The 17,284-nt window shown below is 33.0% G+C and carries 19 protein-coding genes and 1 tRNA gene; 13 read left to right on the forward strand and 7 right to left on the reverse strand.

Annotated elements, in window-relative coordinates; translation table 11 throughout:
* Positions 1-16: 16 nt before the first annotated feature.
* Positions 17-100, forward strand: a tRNA-Leu gene (locus M0R38_09605).
* Positions 101-389: 289 nt separating this feature from the next.
* Here M0R38_09605 and M0R38_09610 read toward each other — a convergent pair.
* The 3 genes from M0R38_09610 to M0R38_09620 all read right to left on the reverse strand — a co-directional run bounded on the left by M0R38_09610 (position 390) and on the right by M0R38_09620 (position 5,701).
* Positions 390-1,310 carry a restriction endonuclease gene (locus tag M0R38_09610; protein ID MCK9481999.1) on the reverse strand — a complete coding sequence of 307 codons (921 nt, stop codon included), beginning with the start codon at positions 1,308-1,310 and terminating at the stop codon, positions 390-392.
* Positions 1,311-1,747: 437 nt separating this feature from the next.
* Complete coding sequence (locus M0R38_09615; GenBank protein MCK9482000.1) at positions 1,748-2,518, reverse strand: tetratricopeptide repeat protein; 771 nt, start codon at positions 2,516-2,518, stop codon at positions 1,748-1,750.
* 756 nt (positions 2,519-3,274) lie between these two features.
* Positions 3,275-5,701, reverse strand: a complete 2,427-nt coding sequence (locus tag M0R38_09620; GenBank protein MCK9482001.1) for a TonB-dependent receptor — start codon at positions 5,699-5,701, stop codon at positions 3,275-3,277.
* 111 nt (positions 5,702-5,812) lie between these two features.
* On the opposite strand from M0R38_09620, the gene M0R38_09625 reads away from it, so the two are divergent.
* The 12 genes from M0R38_09625 to M0R38_09680 are packed head-to-tail and all read left to right on the forward strand — an operon-like array spanning position 5,813 to position 15,009.
* Positions 5,813-6,457 (forward strand): MarR family winged helix-turn-helix transcriptional regulator, encoded by a 645-nt coding sequence (locus tag M0R38_09625; GenBank protein MCK9482002.1) that lies wholly within the window; start codon positions 5,813-5,815, stop codon positions 6,455-6,457.
* 2 nt (positions 6,458-6,459) lie between these two features.
* A complete protein-coding gene (gene crtI, locus M0R38_09630; GenBank protein MCK9482003.1) occupies positions 6,460-7,926 on the forward strand; it encodes a phytoene desaturase family protein in 1,467 nt (488 codons plus the stop codon).
* A 3-nt stretch (positions 7,927-7,929) separates the two neighbouring features.
* The gene (locus M0R38_09635; GenBank protein MCK9482004.1) at positions 7,930-8,766 is read left to right on the forward strand and encodes a phytoene/squalene synthase family protein; all 837 of its coding nucleotides are present in this window, start codon (positions 7,930-7,932) and stop codon (positions 8,764-8,766) included.
* Positions 8,766-9,221, forward strand: a complete 456-nt coding sequence (locus M0R38_09640) for a hypothetical protein (GenBank protein MCK9482005.1) — start codon at positions 8,766-8,768, stop codon at positions 9,219-9,221. The genes M0R38_09635 and M0R38_09640 overlap by 1 nt, the downstream gene beginning before the upstream one ends.
* A gap of 1 nt (position 9,222) precedes the next feature.
* The gene (locus M0R38_09645; GenBank protein MCK9482006.1) at positions 9,223-9,681 is read left to right on the forward strand and encodes an SRPBCC family protein; all 459 of its coding nucleotides are present in this window, start codon (positions 9,223-9,225) and stop codon (positions 9,679-9,681) included.
* A gap of 3 nt (positions 9,682-9,684) precedes the next feature.
* Complete coding sequence (locus M0R38_09650; protein ID MCK9482007.1) at positions 9,685-10,143, forward strand: sterol desaturase family protein; 459 nt, start codon at positions 9,685-9,687, stop codon at positions 10,141-10,143.
* Positions 10,140-10,856 (forward strand): lycopene cyclase domain-containing protein, encoded by a 717-nt coding sequence (locus M0R38_09655; GenBank protein MCK9482008.1) that lies wholly within the window; start codon positions 10,140-10,142, stop codon positions 10,854-10,856. Before M0R38_09650 ends, M0R38_09655 begins: the two co-directional genes overlap by 4 nt.
* Positions 10,832-11,422, forward strand: coding sequence for a glutathione peroxidase (locus M0R38_09660; GenBank protein ID MCK9482009.1), 591 nt, complete (start codon positions 10,832-10,834; stop codon positions 11,420-11,422). Before M0R38_09655 ends, M0R38_09660 begins: the two co-directional genes overlap by 25 nt.
* A gap of 12 nt (positions 11,423-11,434) precedes the next feature.
* Positions 11,435-12,040 (forward strand): glutathione peroxidase, encoded by a 606-nt coding sequence (locus M0R38_09665; GenBank protein MCK9482010.1) that lies wholly within the window; start codon positions 11,435-11,437, stop codon positions 12,038-12,040.
* Between the two features lies 1 nt (position 12,041).
* Positions 12,042-12,806: a tryptophan-rich sensory protein gene (locus M0R38_09670; GenBank protein MCK9482011.1), complete on the forward strand. Its 765-nt coding sequence runs from the start codon at positions 12,042-12,044 to the stop codon at positions 12,804-12,806.
* Positions 12,803-14,107: a DNA photolyase family protein gene (locus M0R38_09675; protein ID MCK9482012.1), complete on the forward strand. Its 1,305-nt coding sequence runs from the start codon at positions 12,803-12,805 to the stop codon at positions 14,105-14,107. Before M0R38_09670 ends, M0R38_09675 begins: the two co-directional genes overlap by 4 nt.
* The gene (locus tag M0R38_09680; GenBank protein ID MCK9482013.1) at positions 14,104-15,009 is read left to right on the forward strand and encodes a TIGR01777 family oxidoreductase; all 906 of its coding nucleotides are present in this window, start codon (positions 14,104-14,106) and stop codon (positions 15,007-15,009) included. The genes M0R38_09675 and M0R38_09680 overlap by 4 nt, the downstream gene beginning before the upstream one ends.
* 318 nt (positions 15,010-15,327) lie before the next feature.
* On the opposite strand, the gene M0R38_09685 is transcribed toward M0R38_09680, so the two are convergent.
* Genes M0R38_09685 through M0R38_09700 form a run of 4 tightly spaced genes read right to left on the reverse strand, consistent with a single transcriptional unit; the run spans position 15,328 to position 17,115 of the window.
* A complete protein-coding gene (locus M0R38_09685; GenBank protein MCK9482014.1) occupies positions 15,328-15,666 on the reverse strand; it encodes a DUF1801 domain-containing protein in 339 nt (112 codons plus the stop codon).
* A 3-nt stretch (positions 15,667-15,669) separates the two neighbouring features.
* Entirely contained in the window at positions 15,670-16,161 is a 492-nt protein-coding gene (locus M0R38_09690; GenBank protein ID MCK9482015.1) for a DUF4199 domain-containing protein, read from the reverse strand.
* A gap of 45 nt (positions 16,162-16,206) precedes the next feature.
* Positions 16,207-16,629: a DUF1801 domain-containing protein gene (locus M0R38_09695; protein ID MCK9482016.1), complete on the reverse strand. Its 423-nt coding sequence runs from the start codon at positions 16,627-16,629 to the stop codon at positions 16,207-16,209.
* Positions 16,630-16,632: 3 nt separating this feature from the next.
* The gene (locus tag M0R38_09700; GenBank protein ID MCK9482017.1) at positions 16,633-17,115 is read right to left on the reverse strand and encodes a hypothetical protein; all 483 of its coding nucleotides are present in this window, start codon (positions 17,113-17,115) and stop codon (positions 16,633-16,635) included.
* Positions 17,116-17,284 lie beyond the last annotated feature (169 nt).

The raw sequence follows: 17,284 nt of genomic DNA on the forward strand, positions 1-17,284 counted from the left end.
GCACCCCGTTCATAGAGCCCGGGTGGTGAAATTGGTAGACACGCCACTTTGAGGGGGTGGTGCTCTTACGAGTGTGCAAGTTCGAATCTTGTCCCGGGCACAATAAAAACGAGCTGTCATTATTGACAGCTCGTTTGTTTTTTTTCAACTAAGATTTAAGTAGAAACGCAATTAGTGCAATTTATATGCTTGAAATCTATACAACGCTACTCAGTATTGTATTACGTACTGAGATTTTATAAATTCAAACTCGATTCGAAAGATTCCCTTCTTCTAATGGCAACTAATGAGGTCATTATTTGAATAGAAACTTGGTTTGGCTGGGTTTTTTAGGGAGTTGTGCAACGGTTACTGCTGTTGGCGGATGAACTTCTGTCTGTTCGTATAATTTATTCTTCTCCAAAATAATCGCTGTCAATTTTTTTGAGTTCATAAGTCTGCTGTGTTGTACAGCCAAGATTATAGTCAATCATTAGTTGAGCCAACTGTACACCATCTATAAGAACTATTTTAGTTTCATTTCTCGGAGTATATTCTAACGCTTCTTTTGTAAAGTTAGATGTCGTGATGAAAATTCCTTTTTTTGCACCTTGTCCGGCAAGCGCTCCAACAAATTTTTGAAGTTCAGGTCGCCCAACTACATTTCCTGGTTTCCAACGTTTGGCTTGAATGTAAATAATGTCAAGTCCGAGTTTGTCCTCTTTTATTGTTCCGTCAATTCCTTCGTCACCGCTTTTACCCATCGCTTTTCCAGCGTCCTTGATTGAACCACCGTAACCCATTTTCACTAACAGCTCGACTACAAGCCGTTCAAAAAAGGCAGGAGAGAGGTCAACAACTTTGTTTAGCAATTCAGATGCTAATGACTTTCTTATTCGTTGATACGCTTTGTCTAAACTCTCTTCAGGCGTTTGTTCGTTGTTCTCAATTATTGTTGTTTCATCTTCTTCGTTATCACTGTTGTTTTTCGAAGCATTCTGAAACTCTATAAATGCAGGAAACTGTCTTAAATACTTTGTATCAATTTTGTCAGGTTTTTTCGCTAAAGTCTGTTTGCCAAGGTCTGTAATTACAAATGTCGCCCGTTTCGGAGAGTCAAGCATACCGGCTTTTTTTAGATAAGTTTTTGCCCAACCAACTCTGTTGTCAAAAATGGCTTGGTTACCACTTGCCAAAAGTTCTTTTCTTTCTTCGTCTGTTACTTTAAATTCAATTGCCAAACTCTCAATTAAATCTCTGTATTTGTGTTCCTGTCCATCTTCTACATGTTTGAGTAAAGGAAGCATTAATGATTGATAGTCTGGTATCATATGTTCTTTTAAATATCTGTTCGTTTTCTGTTTAGTTGTCGTCTTTTAGGCTGCCCGCTAACGGCAGACTGTCTAATAACTTCCTTTCTCCGTTAATTCCGCTGCTAAACTACGCATTTAGTTCAAGTTTAGGCAACTTTAAAGAAGCCTTTTTCAAAGGTAGATTTCCCTAAAGTGAAAAATAAAATGCTGTAAAACGGCTTAAATTAGCGCGAGCCATGCAAAAAATAGAGGCAACTGCGCAAAACACCTTTCGTTTTTTTATTGACTACATCACAACGCTCACAACTCCTATATAAACCACCCAAAAAACCAACTTAAAAAGCATAGTTGAAAAAACAAGTGTGCTTAAATCGCTTCTAATGAAGCCGTTTTTGATGTTTTTTTCTTTTTTTAGAGAGTTGTGCAACAGCTACCCGTGTTATGCACCGTTTTTCTCATTTACATTTCTTACAGTATAAGTAAATCATATCTTCTACACTTTTGTCTCCCATTCTTTTTGCTTTCAGTAGGTCTGCACAAGGGTCTTCTAAACAATCAATTTTTTTTCCTAATCTTTCGTTTGTAGGTATTTTATTGATTTTTTGAACACCACGATTTGCGTATGCTTCCATATAGTTTGGGTTGTATTTTATTGCTAAATCAAAATCTTTAATTGAGCCGTCAATATCCATTATGTTACTTTTAGCTGTTCCACGCAAAAAATATCCTTCATAGTCAGTCGGAACAAGTTCTAATAACTTGTCAAAATGTTTTATGGCTTCTTCATCTTTACCAATTAACATTTTTATTCGTCCTAAATAGTAAAATGCAGCTTCAGCTTGTTTTCCTGTTGAGTCAAGCTCCAGCACCTTATTATAATCTTTAATTGCCTTGTCATAGTCTTTTTTGTAAGAATATGTTTTTGCTCTGTCTGTATAAGTCGCTGGGTCAAGTGAGTCAATCTCAATTGCTTGGTTAAAGCAAACAATAGCACTATCATACTTACCTTGTCCATTAAGTGAAAATGCTTTGTAAACGTATGACATTTTAAGTCCATTCTTGGTTTCTCCTTTTGATATTGCTTCTGAAAAGTATTTCTCAGCTTCACTAAATTTCTCCGCTTTAAGAAGTCTTACACCTTCGCTAAATGCTTTTTGTGCTTCTTCTTGTCCATTTACAACAAATGTTGTCAGTAAAATTGTAATGGTTAGTAGTAAGTATCTCATTGTTGTCGTCTTTTTAAAATGGTGCATAAAGGTTCGCGGCTTGGTGCAGTGCGGGATTTTTAGCACTACTGTTCATACGAAGAACAAAAGTTTGTTTAAGCACAAATGTTTCTACGAAGCACTTCGCCCCGCATTGCACCAAACCGCTGTGCCTGTTGCACAACCACACCCATAACTTCATTAGGCAAATATAAATCAATTATGCATGTATTAACAAAAGTGCAATAAGTATGCATAATTAATTGATTGTCAGTGTTGTATATTTTGCCTTAAAAATTTCTTTTCTTATCTTTGATGCATGCAGGGACGTAAGGATATTCAACCAAAAATGTTGTATCAAGTAAGCATTGACAGCTTGGTACCAACTGACAATTTTTATCGCTTATTATCACAAACCCTTGATACAGCATAGCGCGAGCCATGCAAAAAATAGAGGCAACTGCGCAAAACACCTTTCGTTTTTTTATTGACTACATCACAACGCTCACAACTCCTATATAAACCACCCAAAAAACCAACTTAAAAAGCATAGTTGAAAAAACAAGTGTGCTTAAATCGCTTCTAATGAAGCCGTTTTTGATGTTTTTTTCTTTTTTTAGAGAGTTGTGCAACAGCTACTGATGTTACAGGCTGGCGTTCTTTAAATCGTATAATTTGTTTTATTTTTCTCCATTAAGACATACTCTTTGGCAAGCTTAACTTTGAGTATTGTCTAATAAAACTTGCTAATGTGCATGTCTGATATTTTGCTATTCATTAAAATTCAAATATAAATCCAATTGAAGGAACAATTGTAGCTGACCTTTGGTTTAAAATTAAAGGAATACCGTTACTGCCGTCTGATTTAATAGGTTGACCATCTGTTGTTTTAAAACCTGTATTGTCATCGGTCCTTTCAAAAGTAAATTTCGGTAAATAAGGTGTTTTGTAGAACAAAATATTTTGAAAATCTACAAATACATCTAAGCTCATTTTTTTGAAATTGAACTTTTTATCTGCTCTCAAGTCCAATTGGCTAAAAATAGGAAGTCGTTTGTTGTTCAGTTGTGTATAATCGTAAATACCTATTCCTGATGTTAGATACATAGCTGTTGATGCGTTCATATCAAAAGGCGTATAAGGTTGTCCTCCTGCAATTCTGTATTTTAAACCTATATCCCAATTCTTTTTGAATTTATACCCAAAAGTTGCAGAAACAATCAATCCATAATTCCAAGTTGAAGGTTTAAATTCTCCATCTATACCTGAAAATTCAGATTTGTAAAGCGTGGCACTAGCTACGTAAAATAGATTTTTAATCAATTTTTGCTGAATATATGCTTCGATTCCATAAACTCTTCCTCGTCCTGTTGAAGTGTATTTATCGCTGCCAACTGCTGAATAATCCGTGCCTATGTTAGCATAAGAAATCCCATTAATTAACGATATTGGATAGTTCCTGTAATCTTTATAAAATGCTTCAAAAGTAACTCGTAAATCATTTTTTGGAACAAATTCAGCACCAATTGTATAATGAATGGAATTGGTGTATTTTAAGTCTTTATTGCTAAGTGTTCCGTTGTTGTCTTTGTACCCAAGCATTGTGTAAACAGGTAATTTGTAATAACTCCCCACTGATGCCGAAATATTCCATTTATTGTTGATGATATAAGAAAATGAAGCTCTTGGAGATATTGTTCTTAATGGATTTAACCCGTTTTTAGTATAGGTATTGATGTCTGTTCGAATACCAGCCGATACTAAAAATCTATCGTCAAAAAAATATGTAGCAACCTGACCATACGCACCAAATTTAAAAAAATCAATTGCTGAATTGGTTGAAAAAGATATAGCAGGGCTAATCGTATTTCCTAAACTATCTTTTATTTCATCCTTAACTGTGTTGAAAATAGAAGCATCGTACTTTACATATTGAGCATCAACTCCGTAACTGTATTTCCAACCGTTTTTAAACTTATTCATATCAAAACGAAGCTTATTTTCTATTTCGTGACTTCCCAAACTGAACAATTTATTACCACTTTTTGAGGCGTTGTTTTCGTAACGGTCTGCACCATTAAAAAACATATTTCTACTCAATGCAATGGTAAAGTATCCGTCATTTACTAATCGTTTTAATGTTGCCCCAACTGTATAATTCCACTGTTTAATCAATGGATTAGCACGGTTGATGTATTCTGTATTTGCATCACTCTTTTTGGGAGCAGCTAATTTAAAATTGTCAATAGCACCAATTCCAATAAAATTAATCTCAGTTTTATTGTTTATTTTGTGGTTAACTTTATATTGAAAATCATAGTAATCAGGTCTAATCGGTAAATCCAATAACGTAAATAAAAATTGTAAATACGAGCGTCTTGCCGAAGCCATAAAAGTAGTTTTTTTTCCTAAAGGACCTTCTAACATTGCTGCAAATTCTGTTCCTGACAAGCGAAAATTTCCACTTAATTTATCGGGATTTCCATTTCGTTGTTTGATAACAATTGTTGAAGCCAAAGCATTATCATATCTGGCATTAAAAGCCGATGAAGTAAGTTGCACATCTTGTATAAACGAAACATTTAAAATACCTGTTGCTCCGCCACTTGCTCCTTGCGTTTGAAAATGGTTTAAAACAGGAATTTCAATCCCGTCTAAGTAATATACATTTTCACTGGGTCCACCACCCCTAACAATAATATCGTTTCTGTTGGGTGTGGTTCCGCCTGCAACTCCCGGTAAAACTTGAATCACTTTTGAAACATCAAAATTCCCACCCGGATTAGATTTTATTTCTTCGGCAGTTAATTTTTGTGTTGCTAGTGGAGTTACCATATCAGTAGCTCTAACAGATTTCCCTGAATTAATAACAATTTCTTCTAATGCTTGACTTTTGGGGTCTAATTCTATTTGAAGTAAAAGAGCATTTCCTGAACTTAGATTTAGATTGTATTGTTCAAATACTTCATATCCAATGTAAGAAGCTTTTAAATTATATTTTCCTACTGGTATTTTGATAGAAAAAGAACCATTTTCATCAGTTACAACACCTAAAGTATCTGGACCAAAAAATTGTATAGCTACACCAATTAATTCTTCTTGTGTATTCTTGTCCTTCACAGTACCTGAAACCGTCCCTAATGTTTGAGCATTGAGTTGTACAGATAACATTGTTGCAACAAGAATGAAAATCAACCTTTTCATACTTTAAATCTATTCATTCGGTGCAAAAGTAAACTTTGTTTTTGAATATTGGTGTAAAATAGCACTTTATTTTAAAAATAGTAGTATCTTTGTACCCTAGAATTTTTAGTAATGAATTACGGTTTATTAAAAGATATTATTGGTTTAGTAGAACAATATGAGTTGGAAAATTCAAAAACGAATGAAATTACAGTCAACGGTTTTAGAAGATGGATTGCTTGTAATTTGAAAGAAAACGAGGTAGAGCCTGATTGGGAAGGTAAAGAGAATGGAAGAAGTCCTGAAAGTGTCATTAACACTCTTATAGTACACATGAATCGCTATGCTAAGAGTTATTCCAAATCAGCAATAATTGATTCTGACTTTTCAACACAAGAAGATTTTATTTTTTTAATCAATCTAAAAGCATTTGGTGAAATGACTAAGATGGAGTTAATCAAAAAGAATGTTCAAGAAAAGCCGGCAGGCATGCAGATTATCAACCGCTTAATTACTCAGAAATGGGTAGCACAGAGAGATTCTAAGACTGACAAAAGAAGTAAGGTGATTTCTATTACTCAAAAAGGTTTGGAAGCTTTAGAAGCTCAAATGGATAAAATCAGACAAGCTACTTCTATTGTTACGGGCGATTTGACTTACAATGAAAAAATGGAATTAATAAGGCTTCTTAATAAATTGAATGATTTTCATCAGCCTATTTATGACAAAAATATTGAACCAGAGAATTTGTTGAAAGAAGTATTAAAAAAAGATTAGAGATGAAAATAGCCATTATAGGTTCAGGATTTTCAGGGCTTTCTGCTGCTGCTTATGCTGCAAAAAATGGAAATGAAGTACACGTTTTCGAAAAGCACGACCAAGCAGGTGGAAGAGCAAGGCAATTTTGCACGCCCCAAGGATATGTTTTTGATATGGGACCAAGCTGGTATTGGATGCCTGATATAATTGAAAGATTTTTTGCGGATTTCGGGTACAAACAAACGGATTTTTTTGAATTGGTTTCTTTAAACCCACAGTTTGAAATGATTTTTTCGGATTTAAAAATGGATGTTCCTGAAAGTTTGGATGATTTGAAAAGTCTTTTTGAAAAAATAGAATCTAGTGCAGGCAAGCAATTGGAGAAATTTATACAATCGGCAAAATTCAAATACGAAGTCGGTATGCAAGAATTTGTAAACAAACCTTGTCATAGTTGGGCTGAGTTTATTGCTCCGAAAATTGCTAAGAGTGCTTTGAAGCTGGATTTACTGACAAATTTCAGAAGTTATGTTGCCCGATATTTTAAAAATGAAAAACTGAGAACTTTGATGGAGTTTCCTGTTATATTTTTAGGAGCATCTCCAAAAAATATTCCTGCATTGTATAGTCTGATGAACTACGGAGGTTACGCTCTGGGTACACATTATCCAATGGGCGGTTTTTACCAGTTGGTTTTAGCAATGAAAAGTGTAGCTGAAAAACAAGGGGCTAAATTTCATTTTAATAAAACTGTTGAATATATCAATACTCAAAATGGGGAAGTAAAATCTCTTACAATTAATGGAGTGAATATTGAATTTGATGCAGTTATTGCTTCTTCGGATTATCACCACACTGAATCACTTTTGGATAGCGAGTTCAGAAATTATGATGAGCAATATTGGAAGAAAAGAACTTTTGCTCCATCAAGTTTGATTTTTTATTTGGGTATTAATGAAACGATTCCTAATTTAAAACATCATACGCTTTTCTTTGAAAACGATTTAGATGACCATATTGATTGTATTTACGGTCATAAAAGATGGCCTGAAAAACCTTTGTTTTATGCGTGCTGTCCTTCAAAGACAGATGATAACGTTGCCCCAAAAGGAAAAGAAAATTTGTTTTTACTTATGCCTGTAGCGATAGGAATTAATGATGATGAAAGTATCCGTGAAAAATATCTTAGAGATATGCTGTTAAGAATCGAAAAACACACCGGCATCAGTGATTTAAAATCTAAAATTGAATACCAAAGAAGTTATTGTGTGCGTGATTTTGTTTCTGATTACAATGCTTACGGAGGGAATGCTTATGGTTTGGCTAATACGCTAAATCAAACAGCGGTATTAAAACCAAAACTCAGGAACAAAAAATTAAAAAACTTATACTACACTGGACAATTAACCGTACCGGGACCTGGGGTTCCGCCATCAATAATATCAGGAAAAATAGTAGCAAATGAAGTTAACCGATTAAATAAATAAAAAATGAAAAAACTGTTTGAAGAATTGTCTTACGATGTGAGCAAAAAGACAACAAAAAAGTATAGCACCAGTTTTTCGTTGGGCATACTAGCGTTAAAGCCGTCAATTAGACCTGCTATTTATGCTATTTATGGTTATGTAAGATTAGCTGATGAAATTGTGGATAGCTTTCAAGGTTATGATAAAGAAAAATTATTAAATAGATTAAAATTGGAAACCGACAATGCTTTGTCCGAAGGCATTTCATTGAATCCAATTTTACAATCTTTTCAAGATACCGTTGTAAAATACAATATAGACAGAACTTTAATAAATCAATTTCTACACAGTATGGAAATGGATTTGCAAAAAATAGATTATAATTCTGCATTGTATGAAGAATACATTCACGGTTCCGCGGAAGTGGTTGGTTTAATGTGTTTGCAAGTTTTTACCGAGGGAGATAAATCTAAATACGAAGAATTGAAGCCTTATGCAATGAAATTAGGTTCGGTTTTTCAAAAAATTAATTTTTTAAGAGATTTGAAAGATGATTATCAAATCCTTGGTCGTACTTATTTTCCGAATGTTGATATGTGTTTGTTCGATAATTGTGTGAAATGCCAAATTGAAGAAGATATAGAACAAGAATTTAAACAGGCATTAATCGGAATTAAAATGCTTCCTAATTCTTCGAAATTTGGCGTGTATTTGGCTTACAAATATTATTTGACTTTGTTTAAAAAAATCAAAAATAAATCTTCTAAAGAGATTATGAATAACCGTGTACGTGTTGCTAATTCTGAAAAAGCTTTTGTGGCATTTAAGAGTTATCTCAGGTATAAAACAACTTGTTTGTAATGAAATGGACTATTTTTCTTTTATCAGCTCTGTTTATTTTTAGCAGTTTCGCCATTTATTCCTTAGATGATGTAAGGGCAAATTATAGCCAATTGGCTACCGATAAGAAAATGTGTAGTGAATTACTGGCTCAATTGGAAAAGAATAAAGACCAATCGGCTACCCATTTAGCATATTTAGGAGGTTTGCAAACCATTTGGGCAAATCACGTTTTAAATCCATTAAGCAAACTCAATACTTTTAATAAAGGGAAAAAAAATATTGAACTAGCTATTGAACAAGAGCCCAATAATGCTGAATTACGATTTATAAGGCTGTCAGTCCAAAAAAATGCACCCAATTTTTTAGGGTATCACTCCAATATTAAAGAAGATATACAATTTATTAAAAACAATCGAAGTCAGATAAAATCAAATGTAATCAATCATTACATAGAACTGTTATTAAAAGATTAAAATGAAACATCAGTTATATAGAGAACAACAACTTAATTGTGATATAGAAACCGCTTGGGAGTTTTTTTCATCGCCCTATAACCTTGCCCAAATTACTCCTAAAGAAATGGGATTTGTAGTGCATACCGATGTAGGAAACCAAGCGATTTTTGAGGGTATGGAAATTGAATATACCGTTTCTCCATTACTTAAAATACCGTTGAAATGGAGAACGAAAATTACGGAAGTTACTTTTCAAAAAAGCTTTACCGATTTTCAAGAAAAAGGACCTTATAAACTCTGGAATCACATTCACGAATTTATTCCAAATAAAGAGGGCGTGTTAATGAAAGATACGGTAGATTATGAATTACCTTTCGGCTTTTTGGGAGATATCACTCACGCTTTATTGGTTAACAAGAAGCTGGAATCAATTTTTGATTTTCGCTTTAAAGTTTTGGAGCAAAAATTTAATAAATAATATATGAATATAGTAATAACCATACTCGTTTTTGTACTAATGGAAGGAGCTACTTGGCTCATTCATAAATACATAATGCACGGTTTTCTTTGGGTATTGCATAAAGACCATCACGACCATAGTAATAAAGGCGTTTTAGAAAAAAATGATTATTTCTTTGTCATCTTTGCCTTGCCAACGATTGCTTTGATGTACTTTGGCTCACTCAAAGATTTTAATTACTTGTTCTTTATTGGCTTGGGTATTATGCTATATGGAATGGCGTATTTTTTTGTGCACGATATCTTCATCCACCAAAGAATTAAATATTTTACCCACACTAAAAACCTTTATTTTAAAGCTTTAAGAAGAGCTCATAAACAACATCACAAGCACTTAGGAAAAGAAGAAGGCGAATGTTTTGGATTTTTGTATGTGCCTTTCAAATATTTCAGAATGTATTTTAAAAGCAATAAAAAATGATGTCTTTCACCTACATACTCGTCTTGTTTTTCACAGTTATCATTTGTTTTATTGCATCTTTTGACAAGCGATTACAGTTCAACAAGCATTTTGGAGCATTTCTAAAAGCATCTGTTCTAGTAGCTATTCCTTTCATCGCTTGGGATGTTTGGTTTACTGCAAAAGGTGTATGGTGGTTTAATACAAACTACACACTTGGAATTGTTATAGCAGGCTTACCTTTAGAGGAATGGCTTTTTTTTATTTTTATTCCTTTTTCTTGTGTTTTTACATATTACAGTATTGATAAATTTTTTTCGTTGAAGTGGTTAAGTGGATTTAATAATATTATTGTTTTTGTATCTATTGTTATTTGCTCAGTTGTTGCTTTATTGCATTATGATAAGGTTTATACCTTGGTTACGGCAATCGTGACTGTTTTTACGTTAGTTTATCTCCATTTTATTGTAAAAAAAGAATGGATTAGCAAGGCTTCTCTAGTTTTTCTAATATTGATGTTAGGATTCCTTCCAGTAAACGGAATTCTTACAGGTACTGGATTAGACTCTCCAATTGTTAACTACAATCCTAATGAATTCTTAGGAATAAGAATATTAACGATACCAATTGAAGATGCAGTATATGGATATACACAGTTTTTATTAGTCCTTTATTTTTTCAAGGAATTTCAAAAAAGTAAAAAATTAATATGGAAACGCTTAGACAAAAAATAAGCAGGTTTTTATATCCTGTTATTCAAAGAGTGGGAAAATCTACAAAAATGGGTAGTGTTATTTCAAACGAAAATAAAGTCTATCCAATTTCATCTTTTTATGACTTGGAAGTTCAGTTAATTGACCAAAAAAGTATTTTACTATCTTCTTTTAAAGGTAAAAATATTATGATTGTTAACACCGCCTCTGATTGTGGTTATACCGCTCAGTATGAAGAGTTACAAGAATTGTATGATTCAATGCATGATACCTTAGTGATTATCGGATTTCCTTCTAACGATTTTGGTGAACAAGAGAAAGAAGAGAATGAAAAGATTGAAAGTTTTTGTAAGTTGAATTATGGTGTCACATTTATGTTAGCAAAAAAAAGTTCTGTATTGAAGGGTGAAAATCAAAATAGTATTTACAAATGGCTAACAGATGCTACATTAAATGGCTGGAATACACAAGAGCCAATATGGAATTTTAGTAAATATGTAATTAATGAAGAAGGTGTGTTAACTCATTTTTTTGGACCGAGTATATCACCAAAAAGTAAACTAATTAAAAATAGTATTAACAAATAAAACAAAAAAAGTATGAAAAAAAACAGAAAATATTTAGTCTCAGCTTTAGCAGCTTTTACAGCATTAACAATGTATTCTTTTAACCTAGAAAATAAAACGAATATGAATCAACACTTGGAATTAAAATCAAAACCTAGTACATCCTTTTATTCATTGAAAATTACACTAAATAATGGTGAAGAATTGGATTTCGCCTCTCTTAAAGGTAAAAAAGTACTTTTAGTAAACACAGCTTCTAAATGTGGATATACCCCACAATACGAAGGACTTGAAAAACTCTATGAAAAATACAAGGATCAACTTGTAATCATTGCTTTTCCAGCTAATGATTTTGCTAATCAAGAAAGTGGTTCTAATGAAGAAATCGCTCAGTTTTGTAAAGCGAACTATGGTGTCACGTTTCCTATTGCAATGAAGGCTGGAGTTATTAAAAATGAGGCGCAACAAGAAGTATTTAAATGGTTGACAGATAAAAAGTTAAATGGATGGAATGATCAAGCTCCAGAATGGAATTTTAGTAAATACTTAGTTAATGAAAATGGGGAACTGGTAAGTTATTTTAAGTCTTCGGTGAAGCCTTTTGATTCTCAGATTATTAGTTTAATTGAAAAAAAATAAAATGAGAAAACAACTTTCCTTATTAAATTTTCTAGCTGTAATTACAACAATTGCAATGAGTTATGTTTCTAATAGTGGTATTTTAAATGGAGAAACAATGGGGTCAATTTCAGCTAAGTACCAAAATTTATTTACTCCAGCTGGCTATGCTTTTTCTATATGGGGACTAATATATCTTGGGTTACTGTCTTTTGTTTTTTATTTTGGACCATTTACAAAAAAAACTGCCTTTAAAAAACAAGTAGTTCAAAAAATTGGATGGTGGTTTGTAATATCCTGTATTAGTAATAGTTTGTGGGTAGTTTGTTGGCTTTATGAATATACTCTTGTTACAATCCCTTTAATGGTTCTTGTTTTAGTATCATTGTTAAAAATAATTGTAACCATTCAGGATCAAAATAATACCTCTAATCCAACGTTAAAATTATATTTAGAAATTCCTTTTTACATCTATGCAGGTTGGATTTCAGTAGCATTAATTGCAAATGTAGCAGCTTATTTGAAAAAAATTGAATGGTATGGTTTTGGAATTTCAGAATCAAGCTGGGCGATTGTTATGTTTGCCATTGCAAGTGTAATTCATCTCTATATGGTCTGGAAAAAGAATATGCCTGCTTTTGCAATGGTTGCTGTTTGGGCTTTAATCGCTATTGCTGTTGCAAATTACGAAAGCCAAAAAACAGTTTATTTTGCTGCCTTAGGTTTTGCACTAGTTATTTTTATAAATATTTTGATTTTTATAACTAGAAAGATGAGCCTGAAATGAAAGAAAGGGTATCAATTTTTTGGTTTAGACGAGATTTAAGACTGGAAGATAATGCGGGACTATACCATGCACTTGCTGGAAAAAGTCCCGTTTTACCTGTATTTATTTTTGATAAATCAATACTTGATAAATTAGAAAATAAATACGATCGAAGAGTGGATTACATTCACCAAGCACTTCAGAAATTAAATAAGGAATTAAGTGCTTTTAAGTCTTCGCTTAATTCCTATTTTAGCAATCCCCTTACTGTTTTTCAGCAACTTGCTAATGAATATACTATTGAGGCTGTTTTTTGTAATCGCGATTATGAGCCGCAAGCCATAAAAAGGGATACCGAAATATATGAATATTTTAAAGCACTTGACATACCTTTTAAAGCATTTAAAGACCAAGTTGTTTTTGACAAAAATGAAGTACTGAAAAGTGACGGAACTTCTTATACTGTTTATACGCCCTATTCCAAAAAATGGAAAGAAAAATTAACGGTAGAAAATTATCAAACATATAAAGCTGATTTTACTAATTTTTTTAAAATAAATTTTTCCGAAATTTATTCATTACAAGAAATAGGTTTTCAAAAAACAGAATTTGAATTTATTGAACCTACACTTAATCCTGATATTATTGATGAATATGACAAATTTCGAGATTATCCTGCTATGCAGCGTACTACGCAATTGGGTATTGCACTTCGCTTCGGAACGATTAGTGTTCGTCAATGCGTGGCTTTTGCATTAGAACACAATCAAACTTGGCTGAATGAACTGATTTGGCGAGAATTTTTTATGCAGATTTTGTATCATTTTCCAAAAGTTGTGACTGAATCATTCAAACCCAAATATGATTTTATAGAGTGGAGAAATAATGAACAAGAATTTAAGCTTTGGTGTGAAGGAAAAACAGGCTATCCAATTGTAGATGCCGGAATGCGACAACTCAATCAAACGGGTTACATGCACAATCGGGTGCGAATGATCGTTGCTAGTTTTTTATGCAAGCATTTGCTGATTGATTGGCGATGGGGTGAAGCTTATTTTGCTCAAAAATTAAATGATTATGATTTATCAGCTAATAATGGAAATTGGCAATGGGCTGCTGGTTCAGGTTGTGATGCTGCACCGTATTTCAGAGTGTTTAATCCTGCCGTACAAACAGAAAAATTTGATAAGGATTTTGTTTACATAAAAAAATGGATTCCTGAATTTGGTACAGATAATTATCCTAAACCTATTGTAGAACATTGCTTTGCGAGAGATAGAGCATTGAAAATTTATGAAAAAGCGGTAAAAGAAAAAATATGAAAAAAATTCTCATAGCAGGCGCAACTGGTTTTGTTGGAACATATCTTATTAATTATTTATTAGAGAAAGGGTATTTCATTAATGCCTTATCAAGGAGGAGTAAACAAGTTAGTCATCATACGAATTTAGCGTATTTTCAATGGGATATTCATCAGCAATATATTGACAGAAACGCCTTTGAAAATGTAGATACAATTATCAATTTAACTGGTGCTAACATTGGAGAGAAAAGATGGACAAAAGAACGAAAAAGTGAAATTATCAGCAGTCGTATTAAGTCCATTGACTTATTGTATCAGTATGTATCGGAAAATAAATTTAGCATCAATACATTTATTTCGTCTTCTGCCGTTGGGTATTATGGAGCAGTAACTACAGATGAAATTTTTAAAGAAACTGCTGAAAATGGAACTGATTTTTTAGCCACTGTTTGCAAAGAATGGGAAAATACAGTAATGAAATTTAACGATATAGGTATTAGAACAGTTATTTTACGCAAAGGAGTGATAATTGGAAAAGATGGAGGAATAGTTCAAAAATTAGCACCGTTAGCTAAATTAGGAATAAATGTTTCGTTGGGTTCAGGAAAACAGTTTTTACCTTGGATTGATATTAGAGATTTAGTAAAACTGTATGAATTTATCCTTTCTAATTCTAAAATTAACGGAATTTATAATACTGTCTCAAGCGAAAATATCACGATGAATGAATTTTCAAAAACCTTGTTGAAATCTTATAAAATGAGAACTATTCTACCCAATGCACCTGCCTTTATCATCCGTTTACTTTTTAGCGAAATGTCGGTTATGTTTTTAGAAGGATCAAAAGTCAGTAATGAAAAGCTAAAAAAAACTGGCTTTTCTTTTGAATTCGACACTATAGAGAAGTCCCTTTTATTGTGATTTTTCAGTGAAAGGAAAAATTTTGCTCTTTTGTTTTTTTTAGTGATTGTTTCGTATTTCTGCAAAACCAAAAGTGCAAAACGAGCGTTGGCAAAAAAATAAAACAAATCTCAGACTAATTTCTGTAATAATCTTGAGGGTTCGGTTGTTCTACGCTTGCCTGTAACGAGCCGCGTATTGGCGATGGGCGGGATTTTTAGTATAAAACTTTAATCGAAGAGGAGACTTTTAAATTTACGAAAAACTTTTAACCGAAGACGTTTCTTGCCACTTTTGCCAAACGAGCTGTTGTGTGTAGTGGCTCTTTTGGTTGTCGTTTTATTCTTGTGTCAAAACAGTAAACCATTGGCTTAAAAGTTTATGGTCAATGTCCGAAGCATTTTTTAATTTGATGTGTCGCATCGTTTTTCCTGTTCCTTCCAATAATCCTTTTGGGTCGTTGAGTTTTTCAAAATCTTTGTAAAAACCCAAATTCACGTGATTTTTATTTGATTGTAAATAGGCAAAGTCTTTTGAGGATTTAAAAATAGGTCTGCTCCATTTGAACTCTTCCTTTACGTTTTTCACAGATTGATGAATGAGCGAACGGATGGCTTCCATTACTTCCTTTTGCTCTTTTGGGGCATTGTTAATATATGCTGTTATTTGCTCATTCATTGTTTAAACGGATTGTTTTTTTGTTCTGATGAAAATCATTGCGATTGCTGTTGTTATCACTCCAAATACGAATGCAAAAATGGTTGAGTTAATTGCATAGTTTTTATAATTGAAATTGGCTTCTGCTTCGGCAGTCGTTTTGTAGTAACCTATTTCTACTGAACGCTTTATTACGTTCGGAAAATATTCGGGTGTGATTATATAAGAAGTAATCCATTGAGTCAAAGGGCTAAGCAAGGATATAAATGCAGAAACGATAATACCCGAAATCAAACCTTGTTTGTAAGTCATATTTCCGTTGTAAAAATTTTTCTTTTTGTCTTTCAAAGCCAAAACCATAAACCAAATTGCGGGTATTGCAAAAAGATTGGTCAAGTAAAGATGATAGTCAATATATTTTCCGTGTAGTCCGCATAGTTTTTCCAAAAACATCCACAACAAGGACATTATTGTAAAATATATTGCCCACTTAATTTCTATTTTTATATTTTTCATAATCAGTTATTTATCGTTTATTTAAGCGGATTGTATCCATTTGCTTTATCCGTATTTCTCTTTTAAAAAATCAATGGTTGATTGCATCATTTCTTTTAAAACTTCCTGATTAATATCGGAAAGTTTTTTGACATAAATACAGCTTTTTCCCATCGTGTATTTTCCCAAGCCTTCGAGTAAATTGTCTTGTCCTTCACAACCACAATGAACATACAAAGAAATGGCTGCTTTTCGTGGCGAGAATCCCACTAATGGCCAATCGCCTTCTTGTCGGCTTCTTTCGGATTTGTAATGGTACTTGCCAAAACCGATAATAGAAGCGCCCCACATTTTGGGTTCGTAGCCTGTAAAATCCTGCATCACTTTCAATAGTTCAAAACTGTCTTTTTTCTTTTGTTCAGGGTTTGCAAAAGTGTTTATAAATTCAGTAACGTCTGCTCCGGTTTGTTTTGTTTTAATTTCTGCCATTTTTTAGGGTTTTGATTTCCAAATTTTGTCTGAAAATGGTAGATATTCGGGAAGTGCTGCCGAACCGTACCAAGTGAAAATATCGTAATCCAAAAGTTGGTTTTTTATCGCAAGGTCGGTTTGTAAAAGTTCTTTCGCCTCCTCAATACTTTGAATGTTGTTGAGAATAAAAATTCCTCTGTAATTGTTTTCATTCTTTCCTAATGGTCCCGCAACAATTAGTTTCTCTTCCTTAACCAATTTGTTTATATTGTCAAGATGACCTCTAAAACTTTCGTTAATCAGAGCTTTGTCGGTTGTTTTGTTCGTTCCTGTTTTGAGGATAACCAAAAAATAGCTTTTCATTCCGTAATCATCTCCCCCTAATTTTTCGCTCAATATTTTGTCGTAATTAGGATTTGCGACAGTCGTGTCTTTTGGGTTGTTTGATTGTCCAAAAGTCAAGTTTACGGTCAATATTGTTATAAGTAAAAATAAATTTTTCATTTCGTTGATATTTTGTTGGTGCGGTCAGTTGCCATTACACACAACGGTTTGGGTATTGCCGAAGGCGGGGATTTTTAGCACAAATGTTGATGCGGAGAACGAATGTTTGATTAACCACAAATGTGTCTGCGTAACAATGAACCGCCACTTTTGCCAAACCCGTGTGCCT

The organism is Bacteroidia bacterium (genome assembly GCA_023228875.1).
Taxonomy (GTDB): Bacteria; Bacteroidota; Bacteroidia; order NS11-12g; family UBA955; genus JALOAG01.

Excerpts from the sequence above, each read along its gene's own strand:
- M0R38_09690 (MCK9482015.1), bottom strand. The coding sequence starts at position 16,161 with ATGAAAAATATAAAAATAGAAATTAAGTGGGCAATATATTTTACAATA.
- M0R38_09665 (MCK9482010.1), top strand. The coding sequence starts at position 11,435 with ATGAAAAAAAACAGAAAATATTTAGTCTCAGCTTTAGCAGCTTTTACA.
- M0R38_09660 (MCK9482009.1), top strand. The coding sequence starts at position 10,832 with ATGGAAACGCTTAGACAAAAAATAAGCAGGTTTTTATATCCTGTTATT.
- M0R38_09615 (MCK9482000.1), bottom strand. The coding sequence starts at position 2,518 with ATGAGATACTTACTACTAACCATTACAATTTTACTGACAACATTTGTT.
- M0R38_09635 (MCK9482004.1), top strand. The coding sequence starts at position 7,930 with ATGAAAAAACTGTTTGAAGAATTGTCTTACGATGTGAGCAAAAAGACA.
- M0R38_09655 (MCK9482008.1), top strand. The coding sequence starts at position 10,140 with ATGATGTCTTTCACCTACATACTCGTCTTGTTTTTCACAGTTATCATT.
- M0R38_09610 (MCK9481999.1), bottom strand. The coding sequence starts at position 1,310 with ATGATACCAGACTATCAATCATTAATGCTTCCTTTACTCAAACATGTA.
- M0R38_09700 (MCK9482017.1), bottom strand. The coding sequence starts at position 17,115 with ATGAAAAATTTATTTTTACTTATAACAATATTGACCGTAAACTTGACT.
- M0R38_09645 (MCK9482006.1), top strand. The coding sequence starts at position 9,223 with ATGAAACATCAGTTATATAGAGAACAACAACTTAATTGTGATATAGAA.
- M0R38_09685 (MCK9482014.1), bottom strand. The coding sequence starts at position 15,666 with ATGAATGAGCAAATAACAGCATATATTAACAATGCCCCAAAAGAGCAA.
- M0R38_09620 (MCK9482001.1), bottom strand. The coding sequence starts at position 5,701 with ATGAAAAGGTTGATTTTCATTCTTGTTGCAACAATGTTATCTGTACAA.
- crtI (MCK9482003.1), top strand. The coding sequence starts at position 6,460 with ATGAAAATAGCCATTATAGGTTCAGGATTTTCAGGGCTTTCTGCTGCT.
- M0R38_09680 (MCK9482013.1), top strand. The coding sequence starts at position 14,104 with ATGAAAAAAATTCTCATAGCAGGCGCAACTGGTTTTGTTGGAACATAT.
- M0R38_09670 (MCK9482011.1), top strand. The coding sequence starts at position 12,042 with ATGAGAAAACAACTTTCCTTATTAAATTTTCTAGCTGTAATTACAACA.
- M0R38_09675 (MCK9482012.1), top strand. The coding sequence starts at position 12,803 with ATGAAAGAAAGGGTATCAATTTTTTGGTTTAGACGAGATTTAAGACTG.
- M0R38_09695 (MCK9482016.1), bottom strand. The coding sequence starts at position 16,629 with ATGGCAGAAATTAAAACAAAACAAACCGGAGCAGACGTTACTGAATTT.
- M0R38_09625 (MCK9482002.1), top strand. The coding sequence starts at position 5,813 with ATGAATTACGGTTTATTAAAAGATATTATTGGTTTAGTAGAACAATAT.
- M0R38_09640 (MCK9482005.1), top strand. The coding sequence starts at position 8,766 with ATGAAATGGACTATTTTTCTTTTATCAGCTCTGTTTATTTTTAGCAGT.
- M0R38_09650 (MCK9482007.1), top strand. The coding sequence starts at position 9,685 with ATGAATATAGTAATAACCATACTCGTTTTTGTACTAATGGAAGGAGCT.